The 16,441-nt window shown below is 60.5% G+C and carries 12 protein-coding genes, 1 tRNA gene and 1 pseudogene (1 of these 14 only partly in view); all 14 read left to right on the top strand.

Going from position 1 to position 16,441, the window contains the following annotated elements:
• Positions 1-140: EF-Tu C-terminal domain-related protein (locus tag ISP15_RS17840; RefSeq protein ID WP_449757812.1), on the top strand; the 140-nt coding region annotated here is incomplete at its 5' end.
• 104 nt (positions 141-244) lie between these two features.
• Positions 245-320: transfer RNA gene (locus tag ISP15_RS17835), tRNA-Trp, on the top strand.
• A 75-nt stretch (positions 321-395) separates the two neighbouring features.
• Positions 396-788, top strand: coding sequence for a preprotein translocase subunit SecE (gene secE / locus ISP15_RS17830; RefSeq protein ID WP_404549293.1), 393 nt, complete (start codon positions 396-398; stop codon positions 786-788).
• A gap of 10 nt (positions 789-798) precedes the next feature.
• Positions 799-1,359, top strand: a complete 561-nt coding sequence (gene nusG, locus ISP15_RS17825) for a transcription termination/antitermination protein NusG (RefSeq protein WP_404549290.1) — start codon at positions 799-801, stop codon at positions 1,357-1,359.
• Positions 1,360-1,658: 299 nt separating this feature from the next.
• Positions 1,659-2,087: a 50S ribosomal protein L11 gene (gene rplK, locus ISP15_RS17820; RefSeq protein ID WP_404549289.1), complete on the top strand. Its 429-nt coding sequence runs from the start codon at positions 1,659-1,661 to the stop codon at positions 2,085-2,087.
• A gap of 3 nt (positions 2,088-2,090) precedes the next feature.
• Positions 2,091-2,801, top strand: coding sequence for a 50S ribosomal protein L1 (gene rplA / locus ISP15_RS17815; protein ID WP_404549287.1), 711 nt, complete (start codon positions 2,091-2,093; stop codon positions 2,799-2,801).
• A 341-nt stretch (positions 2,802-3,142) separates the two neighbouring features.
• Positions 3,143-3,667, top strand: a complete 525-nt coding sequence (gene rplJ / locus ISP15_RS17810; protein ID WP_404549285.1) for a 50S ribosomal protein L10 — start codon at positions 3,143-3,145, stop codon at positions 3,665-3,667.
• A 44-nt stretch (positions 3,668-3,711) separates the two neighbouring features.
• Entirely contained in the window at positions 3,712-4,083 is a 372-nt protein-coding gene (gene rplL / locus ISP15_RS17805; RefSeq protein WP_404549282.1) for a 50S ribosomal protein L7/L12, read from the top strand.
• Positions 4,084-4,452: 369 nt separating this feature from the next.
• Positions 4,453-8,613 carry a DNA-directed RNA polymerase subunit beta gene (gene rpoB / locus ISP15_RS17800; RefSeq protein ID WP_404549280.1) on the top strand — a complete coding sequence of 1,387 codons (4,161 nt, stop codon included), beginning with the start codon at positions 4,453-4,455 and terminating at the stop codon, positions 8,611-8,613.
• A gap of 157 nt (positions 8,614-8,770) precedes the next feature.
• Positions 8,771-12,985 (top strand): DNA-directed RNA polymerase subunit beta', encoded by a 4,215-nt coding sequence (gene rpoC, locus ISP15_RS17795; RefSeq protein WP_404549279.1) that lies wholly within the window; start codon positions 8,771-8,773, stop codon positions 12,983-12,985.
• A gap of 192 nt (positions 12,986-13,177) precedes the next feature.
• Positions 13,178-13,552, top strand: a complete 375-nt coding sequence (rpsL, locus tag ISP15_RS17790; RefSeq protein WP_115479997.1) for a 30S ribosomal protein S12 — start codon at positions 13,178-13,180, stop codon at positions 13,550-13,552.
• 16 nt (positions 13,553-13,568) lie between these two features.
• Positions 13,569-14,036, top strand: a complete 468-nt coding sequence (rpsG, locus tag ISP15_RS17785; protein ID WP_404549277.1) for a 30S ribosomal protein S7 — start codon at positions 13,569-13,571, stop codon at positions 14,034-14,036.
• A gap of 29 nt (positions 14,037-14,065) precedes the next feature.
• Positions 14,066-16,192 carry an elongation factor G gene (gene fusA / locus ISP15_RS17780; protein WP_404549274.1) on the top strand — a complete coding sequence of 709 codons (2,127 nt, stop codon included), beginning with the start codon at positions 14,066-14,068 and terminating at the stop codon, positions 16,190-16,192.
• Positions 16,193-16,300: 108 nt separating this feature from the next.
• Positions 16,301-16,441 (top strand): annotated as a pseudogene (tuf, locus tag ISP15_RS17775) (elongation factor Tu) (its annotated part continues 877 nt past the right edge of the window); the annotation flags it as partial.

Genomic DNA, 16,441 nt, shown 5'->3' with positions numbered 1-16,441 from the left:
AAATGGTGATGCCGGGCGACAACATCAAAATGGTGGTGGAGCTGATTGCCCCGATCGCCATGACGGAAGGCCTGCGCTTCGCGATCCGCGAAGGCGGTCGTACCGTGGGTGCCGGCGTCGTCGCCAAGATCGTCAAGTAATATCATTGCGGGATGCGGGGCTCCGAGGCCCGGGATTTGGAAAGCGAGTTTCCTCGTTTTCCGGTCGCGAGTCCGGGGTCCCGAGTCCCGTTAACTTTTTCAGTACGCCAGTAGCTCAATTGGCAGAGCAGCGGTCTCCAAAACCGCAGGTTGGGGGTTCGAGTCCCTCCTGGCGTGCCATCTTCTTAAGGAATGATGGCGGGTGTGTCGCAGTCGGCCGCAAGGCGGGTTGCATCAAGCATCCGCACGATGCGCATGAATACCAAGGCTGAGCAGTCCAAAGGCACGAGCGGCGCCGACATCGGCAAGCTGGTGCTGGCCGTTTTGGTGCTGGCGGCCGGCATCGTCGGGTACACCTACCTAGGCAATATCGGTGCTGCCTCGCCGTTGCGGCTGATTACCATCCTGGCCGCGCTGGTGGTAGCGTTGGCGATTGCCGCGTTTACCGCTCCAGGACGCCGCGCGCGTCACTTTTTGGCCGAGTCGCAGTTCGAAATGCGCAAGGTGGTCTGGCCCACACGGGACGAGACCATCAAGACGACCGGTATCATCATTCTCGTGGTCATCGTGCTCTCGCTACTGTTGGGGCTGATTGATCTTATTTTGAAGTCGGTCGTGCTCGACTGGCTGCTCAAGCTGGGTTCGTGAGGAGCGTACAATGAGCAAGCGCTGGTACGTCGTTCATGCCTATTCCGGCTTCGAAAACCAGGTGAAGCGTTCGCTGGTCGAGCGCATCGCACGGGCTGGTATGGAAGAGAAGTTCGGTGAAGTGCTGGTGCCCACCGAAGAAGTGGTCGAAATGCGCAGCGGCCAGAAGCGCCGCAGCGAGCGCAAGTTCTTCCCTGGATATGTGCTGGTGCAAATCGAGACCGATACCGAGGGCAAGGCGCCACGTATCGATGACGAATGCTGGCACCTGGTCAAGGAAACGCCCAAGGTAATGGGCTTCATCGGAGGTACTGCCGATCGTCCGTTGCCGATTCGTGACAGTGAGGCGGATACCATCCTCAGTCGGGTGCGCGAGGGTGTCGAAAAGCCCAAGCCCAAGGTGCTGTTCGAGCCTGGCGAGATGGTTCGCGTTACCGACGGCCCGTTCAATGACTTCAATGGCGTGGTCGAGGAAGTCAACTACGAAAAGAGTCGCCTGCGGGTGGCGGTGCTGATCTTTGGTCGCTCCACACCGGTGGAGCTCGAATTCGGCCAGGTGGAAAAGGCTTGATCTAGTCAGGTTTTGGGCGGAGCGATAGCGCTCGCCCGTTTCTGGACGGAGCGGCTTCGTCCGATCTTGCGTGCCGGCCTGGATAAAGTTCGGGTATGCCACTCTCCTTGGCTGGAGAAGAGAGTAGGCACGGGGCTTGCTTAAAGCTCGTTTCATCTCTAAACTGCACGGTTCACGCCGAAGTCTTTTGACTCGGCGTGTCCGTATTTCTGGAATCCGCAGGATAGCGGGATCCCCTCCCACCAGGGAATGTGCATAGCGAGGAGCCGCAAGGCGCTTGAACTCGCGAGGAAACTCCAATGGCAAAGAAAGTTGTCGGTTACATCAAGCTGCAGGTCAAGGCCGGTCAGGCCAACCCGTCGCCGCCCGTGGGTCCCGCCCTCGGCCAGCGTGGCCTGAATATCATGGAATTCTGCAAGGCATTCAATGCCGCCACGCAGAAGATGGAGCCGGGCATGCCCATCCCGGTGATCATCACCGCGTATTCGGACCGTAGCTTCACCTTCATTACCAAGACCCCGCCCGCCACCGTGCTGATCAAGAAAGTCACCGGCGTCGCCAAGGGTTCGGCCAAGCCGAACACCGACAAGGTCGGCAAGATCACCCGCAAGCAGCTCGAAGACGTTGCGAAGCAAAAAGAGCCGGATCTCACGGCTGCTGATCTGGATGCCGCGGTGCGCACCATTGCCGGTAGCGCGCGCAGCATGGGCCTGGTAGTGGAGGGTTAAGACATGGCAAAGCTCACGAAGCGTATGAAGGCCGCCCAGGCGACAGTGCTGCCGGGTAAGGTCTATGGCCTGGAAGAGGCCCTGAAGATTGTGCGGGACAACGCTAAAGCCAAGTTTGCCGAATCGGTGGACGTGGCGGTGCGCCTGGGCATCGATGCCAAGAAGTCCGATCAGGGTGTGCGCGGATCCTCGCTGCTGCCTCATGGCACCGGCAAGACCATCAAGGTCGCCGTGTTCTGCCCGGCCGGTGAGAAAGCCGAAGCCGCCAAGGCGGCAGGTGCCGACGCCGTCGGCATGGACGACCTGGCCGAGCGCATGCAGGCCGGCGATCTCGACTTCGGTCGCGTGATTGCCACCCCCGATGCCATGCGCGTAGTCGGTAAGCTCGGCCAGTTGCTCGGTCCGCGCGGCCTGATGCCGAACCCGAAGGACGGCTCGGTCACCGCCGATGTCGTCACGGCCGTCAAGAATGCCAAGGCCGGCCAGGTGAAGTTCCGTAACGACAAGGCGGGCATCATCCACGCCACCATCGGCAAGGCCAGCTTCGAGGCAACCCAGCTTGCCGACAACCTGAATGCACTGGTTGCCGACCTGCTTAAAGCCAAGCCGGCCACGTCCAAGGGGCAGTACCTGCAGAAGATCGCGCTGTCCAGCACGATGGGCGTGGGTGTGCCGGTCGATACGTCGACCCTGTCGGCGACGTCGGCCAAGTAAAACAAGTTCAAGTCCTGCGCGGGCAGATCGGCCTTGCGCAGGCAGTTTTTGAGGGTAGGCCCGGCAATGCCGGAGCCGCCGTCAAAGACCGCAGGCGCGATCAGCGCGTAACGACGACGAGCATGGAGCTCGTAGTGGCAAGGAATCGCCGTCGTTGCCAGCGGGTTCGCTTAATCGGGCTCTTCGTGAATCCGGCCTGCGCAGATGGTGCTGCCCCTTCTGGAATCGTTTCTTCTGGAATGGCCACCACCCGGGACCTTCAAGTCCCCGATGTCACGGATGGCATCGCCCAGGACCGCCGGCGGCAGGAGCCGTAAGCGGATTTAATGTGGAGGAGTGATATGGCTCTGAATCTCTCTCAGAAGCAAGAAGTAGTCGCCGAACTGGCAGAAATTGCCGCGAAGGCTCACTCCTTGGTCGCTGCCGAGTATGCGGGCACCACGGTCGAACAAATGACCGCGATGCGCAAGAAAGCTCGCGAATCCGGCGTGTACTTGAAAGTTGTCAAGAACACGCTCGCTTCGCGCGCCGTGGTTGGTACCGAATTCGAGGTCGTCAAGGACGCCCTGGTCGGACCGCTGCTGTACGCATTCTCGACGGAAGAACCCGGCGCTGCCGGTCGTCTGATCAAGGAATTTGCCAAGGGCAACGATAAGCTGAAGGCCAAGGTCGTTTCAGTGGAAGGCAAGTTGCTGCCGGCTGCGCACGTTGACGTGCTGGCCGCGCTGCCGACCCGCGAACAGGCCCTCGCCATGCTGGCCCGCGTGCTGGCTGAACCCGCAGCGATGTTCGCGCGTGCCGTCAAGGCCGTGGCCGACAAGCAGGGTGGCGGCGAAGAAGCCCCGGCTGAAGCTGCGTCTGCCTAAGTTCGACGCGATCCAACTGAATCCATTTCCAGAGGTAAATCAAAATGTCCCTTACCAACGAACAGATCGTTGAAGCCGTTGCCGCGAAGTCGCTCATGGAAGTGATGGACTTGGTGAAGGCCATCGAAGAGAAGTTTGGCGTGTCCGCCGCCGCTCCGGTTGCCGTGGCCGCTGGCCCGGCCGCTGCAGGCCCGGTTGCCGAAGCTCAGACCGAGTTCGACGTCATCCTAATCAATGCCGGCGAGAAGAAGGTCGACGTGATCAAGGCTGTCCGCGCGATCACCGGCCTGGGCCTGAAGGAAGCCAAGGACCTTACCGAAGCCGGTGGCGTCGTGAAGGAGCAGGCTTCGAAGGAAGACGCCGAGAAGTTCAAGAAGGACCTCGAAGCGGCCGGCGCCAAGGTCGAACTGAAGTAATTGGCGCTCTTGCGCGCCGTCAGTTTGATCCAGCGTCACGCAAGCCTGGGGGCGTAAGCTCCCGGGCTTTGCCCGCTTCAGCAAGTTAGTTCCGGCAAAGTTTGTACGGAGCGACTCGCGGGCCATGGATGGCCCGCCGTGAACCAAGCGCTTGCGCTTGGTTCATCGGAGCCTGGTCTTGACCGGGCGAGTCCAAAGAGGGCAGGAGCCCTTTTTAGACACAACAGGCACGGCCGCTCTGGATGTCGGGCATCGCGAATAGAGTTTTGTGAGCAAAGACTCTAATCACGATCCCCCAGATCCAAAGCTTTCCCAATTTAGCCGGTGTGTGCACCACCGGCGCCACAGCGAACCGAGGCGTCACCGACCATGACCTACTCGTTTACCGAGAAGAAGCGCATCCGCAAAGATTTCGGCAAGCGTCCGCCCGTACTGGGCGTACCCAACCTGCTGACTATCCAGACCGATTCCTACCGTGAATTCCTGCAGGAGTACGTTGCTCCCAAGCAGCGCGAAGACAAAGGTCTGCACGCCGCCTTGAAGTCCGTGTTCCCGATCGTGAGCTATTCGGGCAATGCTGCCCTCGAATACGTCGATTACCGTCTTGGCGAGCCGCCTTTCGACGAGCGCGAATGCCGCAACCGCGGCATGACCTTCGGCGCGCCGCTGCGCGTGACCGTGCGCCTGGTGATCTACGACAAGGACAGCCCGGCCTCGAAGAAGGCCGTGAAGTATGTGAAGGAGCAAGAGGTCTACATGGGCGAAATTCCGCTCATGACCGACACCGGTACCTTCATCATCAACGGTACCGAGCGCGTGATCGTGTCGCAGCTCCACCGTTCGCCGGGCGTGTTCTTCGATCACGACCGCGGCAAGACGCACAGCTCGGGCAAGCTGCTGTTCTCCGCGCGCGTCATTCCCTACCGCGGCTCCTGGCTCGACTTCGAGTTCGATCCGAAGGACGCGCTGTTCACCCGTATCGACCGCCGCCGCAAGCTCCCGGTAACGGTCTTGCTGCGCGCACTGGGCTACAACAACGAAGAAATGCTGGGCATTTTCTTCGAGCACAACGTTTTCCACCTGGGCAAGAAGGGTGGCACCACGCTGGAGCTGGTTGCCGAGCGCCTGCGCGGTGAAACGCTGACGTTTGACCTGATGATCGGTGACAAAGTGCTGGTGGAAGCCGGCAAGCGCATCACTGCGCGTCATGTGCGCCAGCTTGCCGCGGAGAACATCACGGCACTGGAAGTGCCGGACGATTATCCGGTGGGCCGCATCCTGGCCATCGATGTCGTCGACGCCAAGACCGGCGAACTGCTGGCTTCGGCGAACGACGAGATCACGGCCGAACAGCTGGAAAACTTCCGCAAGGCCGGCATCGAGACGCTGCCGACGCTGTACGTGAACGACTTGGATCGCGGCGCGTACATCTCGCATACGTTGCGCATCGACAACACCAAGACGCAGCTCGAGGCGCTGGTTGAAATCTATCGCATGATGCGCCCCGGCGAGCCGCCGACCAAGGAAGCGGCGCAGAATCTTTTCTTCAATCTGTTCTTCACCTTCGACCGCTACGATCTGTCGGGCGTAGGCCGCATGAAGTTCAATCGCCGCGTCGGCCGCAAGGAAATCCTCGGTCCGGGCGTTCTGTACGATTACAAGTACTTCGGCGAACGCAAAGAAGAAGAGTCGCAGAATCTGGTGGCTTCGCAGGGCGAGACCTCCGACATCCTCGACGTGTTGAAGGTGTTGATCGATATCAAGAACGGCCACGGCACCGTGGACGACATCGATCACCTTGGCAATCGTCGCGTGCGCTCGGTCGGTGAAATGGCAGAGAACACCTTCCGCATCGGCCTGGTGCGCGTGGAGCGCGCCGTGCGCGAGCGCCTGTCGCTGGCCGAGGCGGATGGCCTGACTCCGCAAGATCTGATCAACGCCAAGCCGGTTGCGGCGGCGGTGAAGGAATTCTTCGGCTCGTCACAGCTCTCGCAGTTCATGGACCAGAACAACCCGCTTTCGGAAGTCACGCACAAGCGCCGCGTGTCGGCGCTTGGGCCGGGCGGCCTGACGCGCGAGCGCGCCGGCTTCGAAGTGCGCGACGTGCATCCGACCCATTACGGCCGCGTCTGCACCATCGAGACGCCGGAAGGTCCGAACATCGGCCTGATCAACTCGCTCGCCGTATACGCGCGCACCAACCAGTACGGCTTCCTTGAAACGCCGTACCGCAAGGTCGTGAACGGCAAGGTCACCAATCAGGTGGATTACCTGTCGGCGATCGAAGAAGGCGACCACGTGATCGCGCAGGCGAACTCGCCGCTCAGCAAGGATGGCGGCTTCGTCGAGGATTTCGTGTCCTGCCGTTTCCGCGGTGAATCCGAACTGCGCCCGTCGTCAGAGATCAACTACATGGACGTCTCGCCCATGCAGACCGTGTCGGTGGCGGCGGCGCTCGTGCCGTTCCTGGAGCATGACGACGCCAACCGCGCACTGATGGGCGCGAACATGCAGCGCCAGGCTGTGCCGACGCTGCGTTCGCAGACCCCGCTGGTGGGTACCGGCATCGAGCGCGCCGTGGCGCGTGACTCGGGCGTCATCACGACCGCCAAGCGCGGCGGTGTGATCGACCAGGTCGACGCCGGCCGTATCGTGGTGCGCGTGAACGAAGAAGAGGTCGGCGACAACGACGCCGGCGTCGATATCTACACGCTGACCAAGTACACCCGTTCCAACCAGAACACCAACCTCAACCAGCGTCCGCTGGTGAACGTGGGTGACATTGTGGCCAAGGGCGACACGCTGGCCGACGGTTCGTCGACCGACCTGGGCGAGCTTGCGCTCGGCCAGAACATGCTGATCGCGTTCATGCCGTGGAACGGCTACAACTTCGAAGACTCGATCCTGCTCTCCGAGCGCGTGGTGCAGGAAGACCGCTATACCTCGATCCACATCGAGGAGCTGTCGTGCATTGCGCGTGACACCAAGCTGGGCGCGGAAGAGATCACCGCCGATATCCCGAACGTGGGCGAGCAGGCGTTGGCGCGCCTGGACGAATCCGGCATTGTGTACATCGGCGCGGAAGTGAAGGCCGGCGACATCATGGTCGGCAAGGTCACGCCGAAGGGCGAAAGCCAGCTCACGCCGGAAGAGAAATTGCTGCGCGCGATCTTCGGCGAGAAGGCGTCCGACGTGAAGGACAGCTCGCTGCGCGTGCCGCCCGGCATGGACGGTACCGTCATCGACGTGCAGGTCTTTACCCGCGACGGCATCGAGAAGGACAAGCGCGCCCGCCAGATCGAGGAAATGGAAATCAAGCGAATCCGCAAGGACTTCGATGACCAGTTCCGCATCCTCGAAGGCGCGATCTACAACCGTATGCGTGCACAGCTCGTCGGCAAGGTTGCCAACAGCGGCCCAGCCGGACTGAAGCGCGGCGTGGAAATCACCGACGCCTACCTCGATGGCTTGAAGAAGGACGAGTGGTTCAAGATCAACGTCAAGGATGAGGAAGTCACCGAGTTCCTGGAGCGCGCGTCCGATCAGGTCAAGCGCCATAAGGAAGAGTTCGACAAGCGCTTCAAGGAAAAGCAGAGCAAGATCACCCAGGGTGACGACCTTGCTCCGGGCGTGCTGAAGATGGTCAAGGTGTTCCTGGCCGTCAAGCGCCGCATCCAGCCGGGCGACAAGATGGCCGGTCGCCACGGTAACAAGGGTGTCGTCTCCAACGTTGTGCCGGTGGAAGACATGCCGTACATGGCTGACGGCACCTCGATCGATATCTGCCTGAACCCGCTGGGCGTGCCCTCGCGTATGAACATTGGCCAGATTCTGGAAGTGCATCTGGGCTGGGCCGCCAAGGGCCTGGGCAAGAAGATCCAGAAGATGCTCGAAGCGCAGGCAAAGGTGGCGCAGATCCGCGAGTTCCTCGACCAGATCTATAACCATCACGTTGCCGGTGCCGTGCAGCATGTCGACCTGAAGTCCCTCACCGACGAGGAGATCTTCACGCTGGCGAACAATCTGCAGGAAGGCGTGCCGATGGCTACGCCGGTGTTCGACGGTGCCGAAGAGCAAGAGATCAAGGCAATGTTGAGGCTGGCGGAGCTGCCCGAATCGGGCCAGACCACGCTCTACGACGGACGCACCGGCGAGGCGTTCGATCGTCCGGTCACCGTCGGCTACATGCATTACCTGAAACTCAACCACTTGGTCGACGACAAGATGCACGCGCGTTCGACCGGTCCGTACTCGCTCGTCACCCAGCAGCCGCTGGGCGGCAAGGCGCAGTTCGGCGGCCAGCGTTTCGGCGAAATGGAAGTGTGGGCACTGGAAGCTTACGGCGCGGCGTACACCTTGCAGGAAATGTTGACGGTGAAATCCGACGACGTGCAGGGCCGTAACCAGATGTACAAGAACATCGTCGATGGCAACCACGAGATGGCGGCGGGCATGCCCGAATCCTTCAACGTGCTCGTGAAGGAAATCCGTTCGCTGTGCATCGACATCGACCTGGAAGAAATAAAGTGAGGTTCGAGGCCAGCATTGAGCTGCGCGCTGCAAATATGCAGCGTGCATGCCTCCACAACCCACGGCCCTTGCTGCGCAAGGGCTTTGCCCCCTTGATCCAAGGGGGTCGGAATATCGCCAACTCAGAGGTTCGCGCGGGAACCTGGGAGCTTATGCAATGAAAGATTTGCTCAATCTGTTCAATCAGCAGCGCACGACGCCCGAGTTCGATTCGATCAAGATCGCACTGGCGTCGCCGGAACTGATCCGTTCGTGGTCTTACGGCGAAGTGAAGAAGCCGGAAACGATCAACTACCGTACCTTCAAGCCGGAGCGTGACGGCCTGTTCTGCGCCGCCATCTTCGGACCGGTTAAGGATTACGAGTGCCTGTGCGGCAAGTACAAGCGCATGAAGCATCGCGGCGTGGTTTGCGAAAAGTGCGGCACCGAGGTCACCCTGGCCAAGGTGCGTCGCGAGCGCATGGGCCACATCGAGTTGGCCAGCCCGGTTGCACATATCTGGTTCCTCAAGTCGCTGCCGTCGCGCATCGGCCTGATGCTGGACATGACTCTGCGCGATATCGAGCGCATCCTGTATTTCGAAGCCTTCGTGGTGATCGATCCAGGCTTGACCGCGCTCGAGCGCGGCCAGCTGCTCAGCGAAGACCAATATCTGGAAGCCGTGGAAGAACACGGTGATGAGTTCGACGCCCGCATGGGTGCCGAGGCCGTGTTCGAGTTGCTGAAGTCGCTCGATCTGCCGGGTGAAGTGATTCGCCTGAAGGAAGAGATCGCTTCCACCAACTCCGAAACCAAACTCAAGCGCCTCACCAAGCGCGTGAAGCTGATCGAAGCGTTCCTGGAATCGGGTAACCGTCCGGAATGGATGGTCATGACCGTGCTGCCCGTGCTGCCGCCGGATCTGCGTCCGCTGGTGCCGCTCGATGGTGGCCGCTTTGCGACGTCCGATCTGAATGATCTGTATCGCCGCGTCATCAACCGCAACAATCGCCTGAAGCGTCTGCTCGAACTCAATGCGCCCGACATCATCGTGCGCAACGAAAAGCGCATGCTGCAGGAATCGGTCGATGCGCTGATGGACAACGGTCGTCGCGGCCGTGCCATCACCGGCACCAATAAGCGTGCGCTGAAGTCGCTCGCCGACATGATCAAGGGCAAGCAGGGTCGCTTCCGCCAGAACCTGCTCGGCAAGCGCGTGGACTACTCCGGTCGTTCGGTGATCGTGGTAGGTCCGACGCTGCGCCTGCACCAGTGCGGCCTGCCGAAGAAAATGGCGCTGGAACTGTTCAAGCCCTTCATCTTCGCCAAGCTGCAGAACCGTGGGGAAGCCACCACGATCAAGGCCGCCAAGAAATTGGTCGAGCGCGAAGAGGGCCAGGTGTGGGATATCCTCGAAGAGGTGATCCGCGAACATCCGGTGCTGCTCAACCGTGCACCGACGTTGCACCGTCTCGGCATCCAGGCGTTCGAGCCGAAGCTGATCGAAGGCAAGGCCATCCAGTTGCACCCGCTGGTCTGTACCGCATTCAACGCGGACTTCGACGGTGACCAGATGGCGGTGCACGTGCCGCTGTCGATCGAGGCACAGTTGGAAGCGCGCGCGCTGATGATGTCGTCCAACAACATCCTCTCGCCCGCCAACGGCGAGCCGATCATCGTGCCGACGCAGGACGTGGTGCTGGGCCTGTACTACATGACGCGCGAATTGGTGAATGCGAAGGGCACCGGCATGGTGTTTTCGAGCATTGCCGAAGTTCGCCGCGCCTATGACAACCGCGTGGTCGAATTGCACGCCAAGGTCAAGGTGCGCCTGAAGCAGGTGCACGTGCATGACAATGGCGAGCGCACCAGCAGTATCTCGCTGGTCGACACCACCGTGGGTCGTGCCCTGCTCGCAGAGATCATGCCGGAAGGCCTGCCGTTCGAACTCGCCAATACCGAGTTGTCGAAGAAGGCCATCTCGCGCCTGATCAACCAGAGCTATCGTCGTCTCGGCCTGAAAGACACCGTGGTCTTCGCCGATCACTTGATGTATACCGGCTTCCGGTTCGCGACACGTGCGGGTATCTCGATCGGTATCGATGACATGATCATCCCGGTTGAGAAAAAGCCGATCCTGGAAGAAGCCGAAAAGGAAGTGGTCGAGATCCAGGAGCAGTATCAGTCGGGTCTGGTCACCGCTGGCGAACGCTACAACAAGGTGGTCGACATCTGGTCGCGCACCAACGAGCTCGTTGCAAAGGCAATGATCGACGGTATCGGTACCGACAAGGTGACCGATACCGAGGGCAAGACGGTCAACCAGAAGTCGATGAATTCGCTGTACATCATGGCTGACTCCGGCGCGCGTGGTTCGGTCGCGCAGATTCGTCAGCTGGCGGGCATGCGTGGCTTGATGGCGCGTCCGGATGGCTCGATCATCGAAACCCCGATCAAGGCCAACTTCCGCGAAGGCTTGAACGTATTGCAGTACTTCAACTCGACGCACGGTGCTCGTAAGGGTTTGGCGGATACCGCGCTGAAGACCGCGAACTCGGGCTACCTCACCCGCCGCCTCGTGGACGTGGCGCAGGACGTGGTCATTACCGAAACCGATTGCGGTACCGAGAATGGACTCACCATGCAGCCGATCGTTGAAGGCGGCGACGTGGTCGAGCCATTGCGCGAGCGCGTGCTCGGTCGCGTAGTGGCCGAAGATGTCTACGGTCCGGGCGAAAGCGATGAGCCGATCGTCACCCGCAACACGCTGCTGGACGAAGCGCTGGTCGAAAAGCTCGACAAGGCCGGTGTGCAGTCGATCCAGGTGCGCTCCTCCATCAGTTGCCAGGCCAGCCACGGTGTTTGCGCGCTGTGCTATGGCCGCGACCTGGCTCGCGGTCACCTGGTCAATATGGGTGAGGCTGTCGGCGTGGTCGCTGCGCAGTCGATCGGTGAACCGGGTACCCAGCTGACCATGCGCACGTTCCACATCGGTGGTGCGGCATCGCGTGCGGCGGCGGTCGACAACGTCTCGGTGAAGACCACCGGCACACTGAAGTTCAACAATCTAAAGACCGTGCAGCACAACCAGGGACACCTGGTGGCCGTGTCCCGTTCGGGCGAAGTATCGGTGATCGATGCCAACGGTCGCGAGCGCGAGCGCTACAAGGTGCCTTACGGTGCGACCATTTCCGTCAAGGATGGCGCTCCGGTAAAGGCGGGTCAGACGGTTGCCAATTGGGATCCGCATACCCACCCGATCGTGTCGGAAGTGGCCGGTACTGTGCGCTTCATCGACTTCCTCGATGGCGTCACCGTGCAGAGCCAGACCGACGAACTCACCGGCCTGGAGTCGGCGGTGGTGACCGATCCGAAGCGTCGCGGTACCGCGGCCAAGGACCTGCGCCCGATCGTGCGCCTGGAAGACAGCAAGGGTCGCGAGCTCAAGCTGCCGGGTACCGATATCGCTGCCCAGTACTTCTTGCCGGCCGGCGCGATCGTGTCGATCCAGAACGGCGCCGAAGTAGGTGTGGGTGACGTCGTCGCCCGTATCCCGCAGGAAACTTCCAAAACCCGCGACATTACCGGTGGTCTGCCGCGCGTGGCCGACTTGTTCGAAGCGCGCAAGCCGAAGGAGCCGGCGATTCTCGCCGAGCGTTCGGGCATCATCAGCTTCGGCAAGGACACCAAGGGCAAGCAGCGCCTGATCATCAAGGACGTGGACGGCAACGAGCACGAAGAGCTGATTCCGAAATGGCGCCAGGTCATCGTGTTCGAAGGCGAGCACGTGGAGAAGGGCGAAACCGTAGTGGACGGCGAGCCGAATCCGCATGACATCCTGCGCCTGCTGGGTGTCGAGCCGCTGGCAGCCTACCTGGTCAAGGAAATCCAGGACGTTTATCGCCTTCAGGGTGTGAAGATCAACGACAAGCACATCGAAACGATCATTCGCCAGATGCTGCGCAAGGTCGAGATCACCGAGCCGGGCGAGAGCCACTATCTGCGCGGTGAGCAGGTCGAGCGCGTGCGCATCAATGCCGAGAATGATCGTGCGTCGGTTCGCAACGAACGTCCGGCGGAGTTCCAGTCCGTGTTGCTCGGCATCACCAAGGCGTCGTTGGCCACCGAGTCGTTCATCTCGGCGGCATCGTTCCAGGAAACCACTCGCGTCCTTACCGAGGCGGCGGTGCGTGGTACGCGCGATACCTTGCGGGGTCTGAAGGAAAATGTTATTGTCGGCCGTCTGATTCCGGCTGGTACGGGTCTGGCGTATCATGCTCAGCGCCATCGCCAGGGCGGTCTGACCGCCTCGGAGCTGGAAACGCTTTCCGGTTCCACCTCCCAGGCTTCCTTCGTGGAAGCGCCGGCGGGCACTGATGCAGGTGTCGAGTAAGCCGCCAAGCGGTCTTACTCACCGACATACGAAAAGAGGCGCACGGAATGCGCCTCGTGTTCGAGTCAAGGATGGCGGGCTCGCTCTTACTTGGTGTTTTCTTGCCTGAGGTAAGGCGCCCATGTTAAATTCCCGCTTCTTGGCAGGCCGGTTTATTCGGTCTGCCTTTATGTTTCCCAGGAATAGCTTCGCATGACGACAGTCAATCAGCTGGTGCGCAAATCCCGCAGCCCGAAGAGCTACAAGAGCGCTTCGCCGGCCCTGCAAAGCAGCCCGCAACGCCGCGGTGTCTGCACGCGCGTTTATACCACCACCCCGAAAAAGCCGAACTCGGCCCTGCGTAAGGTTGCCAAGGTGCGCCTGACCAATGGTTACGAGGTCATCAGCTACATCGGTGGCGAAGGTCACAACCTGCAGGAGCACTCGGTGGTGCTCATTCGCGGTGGCCGTGTAAAGGATCTGCCGGGTGTGCGTTACCACACCGTGCGCGGCAGCCTCGACTGCGCTGGCGTGACCAAACGCCGCCAGGCTCGTTCGAAGTACGGCGCCAAGCGCCCGAAATCCTGATCCTTAGGAATTAACTATGTCGCGTAAAGGTTCCCATCCCGCTCGTCTGGTTTTGCCCGATCCCAAGCACGGCAGCCAGCTCATCGCCCGTTTCATCAACATGGTGATGAAGAGCGGCAAGAAGTCCGTTGCCGAAGCCATCGTCTATGGCGCGCTGGATCATCTCGGCGAAAAGAACGCCGAGCCGGTGCAGCTCGTCGAGAAGGCGCTCGGCAATATTGCTCCGGCAGTCGAGGTGAAGTCCCGTCGCGTCGGTGGCGCCACCTATCAGGTGCCGGTCGAAGTGCGTCCGGGCCGCCGCATGGCGCTGGCCATGCGCTGGGCGATCGAAGCTGCACGCAAGCGTGGCGAGACGTCCATGCCGCGCAAGCTGGCTGCCGAGCTGCTGGAAGCCTCCGAAAACCGTGGCGGCGCCATCAAGAAGCGCGAAGAGACGCACCGCATGGCGGAAGCCAACAAGGCCTTCTCGCACTATCGCTGGTAAGCAGTACCGTACGGATCGAGGTTAGTACCGTGGCACGCACCACTCCCATCGAGCGCTACCGCAACTTCGGCATCATGGCCCACATCGATGCCGGCAAGACCACGACCACGGAGCGCATCCTGTTCTACACCGGCGTCAGTCATAAGATTGGCGAGGTGCACGACGGTGCCGCAACGATGGACTGGATGGAGCAGGAGCAGGAGCGCGGTATCACCATCACGTCGGCGGCAACGACGGCTTTTTGGAAGGGCATGGACCGTTCCTTGCCCGAGCATCGCTTCAATATCATCGATACTCCAGGGCACGTGGACTTCACCATCGAGGTGGAGCGTTCGTTGCGCGTACTGGATGGTGCCGTGTTCGTGCTTTGCGCGGTAGGTGGAGTGCAGCCGCAATCCGAAACGGTATGGCGGCAGGCCAACAAGTACAGCGTGCCGCGCCTCGCGTTCGTCAACAAGATGGATCGTACCGGCGCAAACTTCAGCAAAGTCGTTGAGCAGCTGAAGTCACGCCTGGGTGCGCATCCGGTGCCGATGCAGGTGCCGATTGGCGCTGAAGATAACTTCGAGGGCGTGGTCGACCTGATCAAGATGAAGGCAATCTTCTGGGACATGGAATCCCAGGGCATGAAGTTCGAGTACCAGGACATCCCGGCCAATCTGAAGGATGCTGCCGAGAAGGCGCGCAACTTCATGGTGGAATCGGCTGCGGAAACGTCCGAGCAATTGATGAACAAATATCTCGAAGAAGGCGATCTTTCCGAGGAGGAAATCGTCGCGGGTCTTCGTGCCGGCACATTATCCAATGTGCTGATTCCGGTTTTTTGTGGCACCGCCTTCAAGAACAAAGGCGTGCAGGCCATGCTTGACGCGGTGATTCAATTGCTGCCGTCCCCGGCCGACCGTCCTCCGGTCAAAGGCATCGACGAAAACGAGAAAGAGGCGACCCGTACTGCGGATGACGGCGCGCCCTTTTCGTCGCTTGCGTTCAAGATCATGACGGACCCGTTCGTTGGATCGCTGACCTTCTTCCGTGTCTATTCGGGCACGTTGAATTCCGGTGACGCCGTATACAATCCGATCAAATCCAGAAAGGAGCGCATTGGTCGCATCTTGCAGATGCATGCCAATGAGCGCCAGGAAATCAAGGAAGTTCGCGCAGGTGACATTGCCGCAGCGGTTGGTTTGAAGGATGTCACCACTGGCGACACGCTGTGTTCGCAGGATCACGTCATCACCCTGGAGCGCATGACGTTCCCGGAGCCGGTGATTTCGATGGCGGTGGAACCGAAAACCAAATCCGACCAGGAAAAGATGGGTATCGCTCTTGGTCGCCTGGCCGCGGAAGACCCGTCATTTCGCGTGCGGACGGATGAAGAATCCGGCCAGACCATTATCTCGGGCATGGGCGAGCTTCACCTGGATATCCTGGTGGATCGCATGCGCCGGGAGTTCAATGTCGAGGCTAACGTTGGCAAGCCTCAAGTGGCTTATCGCGAAACGATCCAGGGTTCCTATAAGGCTGACTTCAAGCATGCCAAGCAATCCGGCGGCAAGGGGCAGTACGGTCACGTGGTGATCGAGTTCTCGGCGATGACCGACGAGGATCGCAAAAATCCCGACGTCAAAGACGATTTTCTGTTTGTCAACGAAATCACGGGCGGCGTGGTCCCCAAGGAATATATTCCTTCGGTCGAAAAAGGGCTGCGCGAATCCATCACCAGTGGTCAGCTGGCTGGCTTCCCGGTGGTGGGTGTAAAAGCGAAGCTGGTATTCGGTTCGTATCACGATGTCGACTCCTCCGAAATGGCTTTCAAGATCGCCGCCCATGGCGCGTTCCGCGAGCTGTTCCAGGAAGGTGCGAAGCAGTCGCGCCCCATCCTGCTCGAGCCCATCATGAAGGTCGAGATCGTGACCCCGGAGGACTACCTCGGCGACGTGATGGGCGATGTAAGTCGTCGTCGCGGCGTGCTTCAGGGTTCTGACGACACGCCGTCGGGTAAGACCATCAATGCGATGATCCCGCTTGGCGAAATGTTCGGTTATGCGACCGCGCTCCGCTCGCAGTCGCAGGGCCGGGCCACGTTCACGATGGAATTCGATCACTACGAACCAGCGCCAAACAACATTGCCGAACAGGTTATGAAGAAGGCCTGATAAGTCCGTCGTTTTGTGGTTACTTTTGATCGCGAAGTCAACGAGCGGCCCTCCATGGCCGCACTTGCAATTAGTTTATAAACAAATTTTTTTAAAGAGGTTTAGGCCATGGCAAAGGGTAAATTCGAACGGACGAAGCCGCACGTGAACGTGGGCACGATCGGCCACGTGGACCACGGGAAGACGACGCTGACGGCGGCGCTGACGAAGATCGGCGCAGAGCGCTTTGGTGGCGAATTCAAGGCATAC

The organism is Dyella jejuensis, assembly GCF_044904675.1.
In the GTDB taxonomy this organism is placed as follows: Bacteria; Pseudomonadota; Gammaproteobacteria; order Xanthomonadales; family Rhodanobacteraceae; genus Dyella_B; species Dyella_B jejuensis.
Note: the sequence above shows the minus strand (reverse complement) of the source record. Positions and strands in the feature narration are given on the sequence as shown.

Bases quoted from the DNA above. Each gene is read 5' to 3' on its own strand.
- secE (WP_404549293.1), top strand. From the start codon at position 396: ATGAATACCAAGGCTGAGCAGTCCAAAGGCACGAGCGGCGCCGACATC.
- nusG (WP_404549290.1), top strand. From the start codon at position 799: ATGAGCAAGCGCTGGTACGTCGTTCATGCCTATTCCGGCTTCGAAAAC.
- rplK (WP_404549289.1), top strand. From the start codon at position 1,659: ATGGCAAAGAAAGTTGTCGGTTACATCAAGCTGCAGGTCAAGGCCGGT.
- rplA (WP_404549287.1), top strand. From the start codon at position 2,091: ATGGCAAAGCTCACGAAGCGTATGAAGGCCGCCCAGGCGACAGTGCTG.
- rplJ (WP_404549285.1), top strand. From the start codon at position 3,143: ATGGCTCTGAATCTCTCTCAGAAGCAAGAAGTAGTCGCCGAACTGGCA.
- rplL (WP_404549282.1), top strand. From the start codon at position 3,712: ATGTCCCTTACCAACGAACAGATCGTTGAAGCCGTTGCCGCGAAGTCG.
- rpoB (WP_404549280.1), top strand. From the start codon at position 4,453: ATGACCTACTCGTTTACCGAGAAGAAGCGCATCCGCAAAGATTTCGGC.
- rpoC (WP_404549279.1), top strand. From the start codon at position 8,771: ATGAAAGATTTGCTCAATCTGTTCAATCAGCAGCGCACGACGCCCGAG.
- rpsL (WP_115479997.1), top strand. From the start codon at position 13,178: ATGACGACAGTCAATCAGCTGGTGCGCAAATCCCGCAGCCCGAAGAGC.
- rpsG (WP_404549277.1), top strand. From the start codon at position 13,569: ATGTCGCGTAAAGGTTCCCATCCCGCTCGTCTGGTTTTGCCCGATCCC.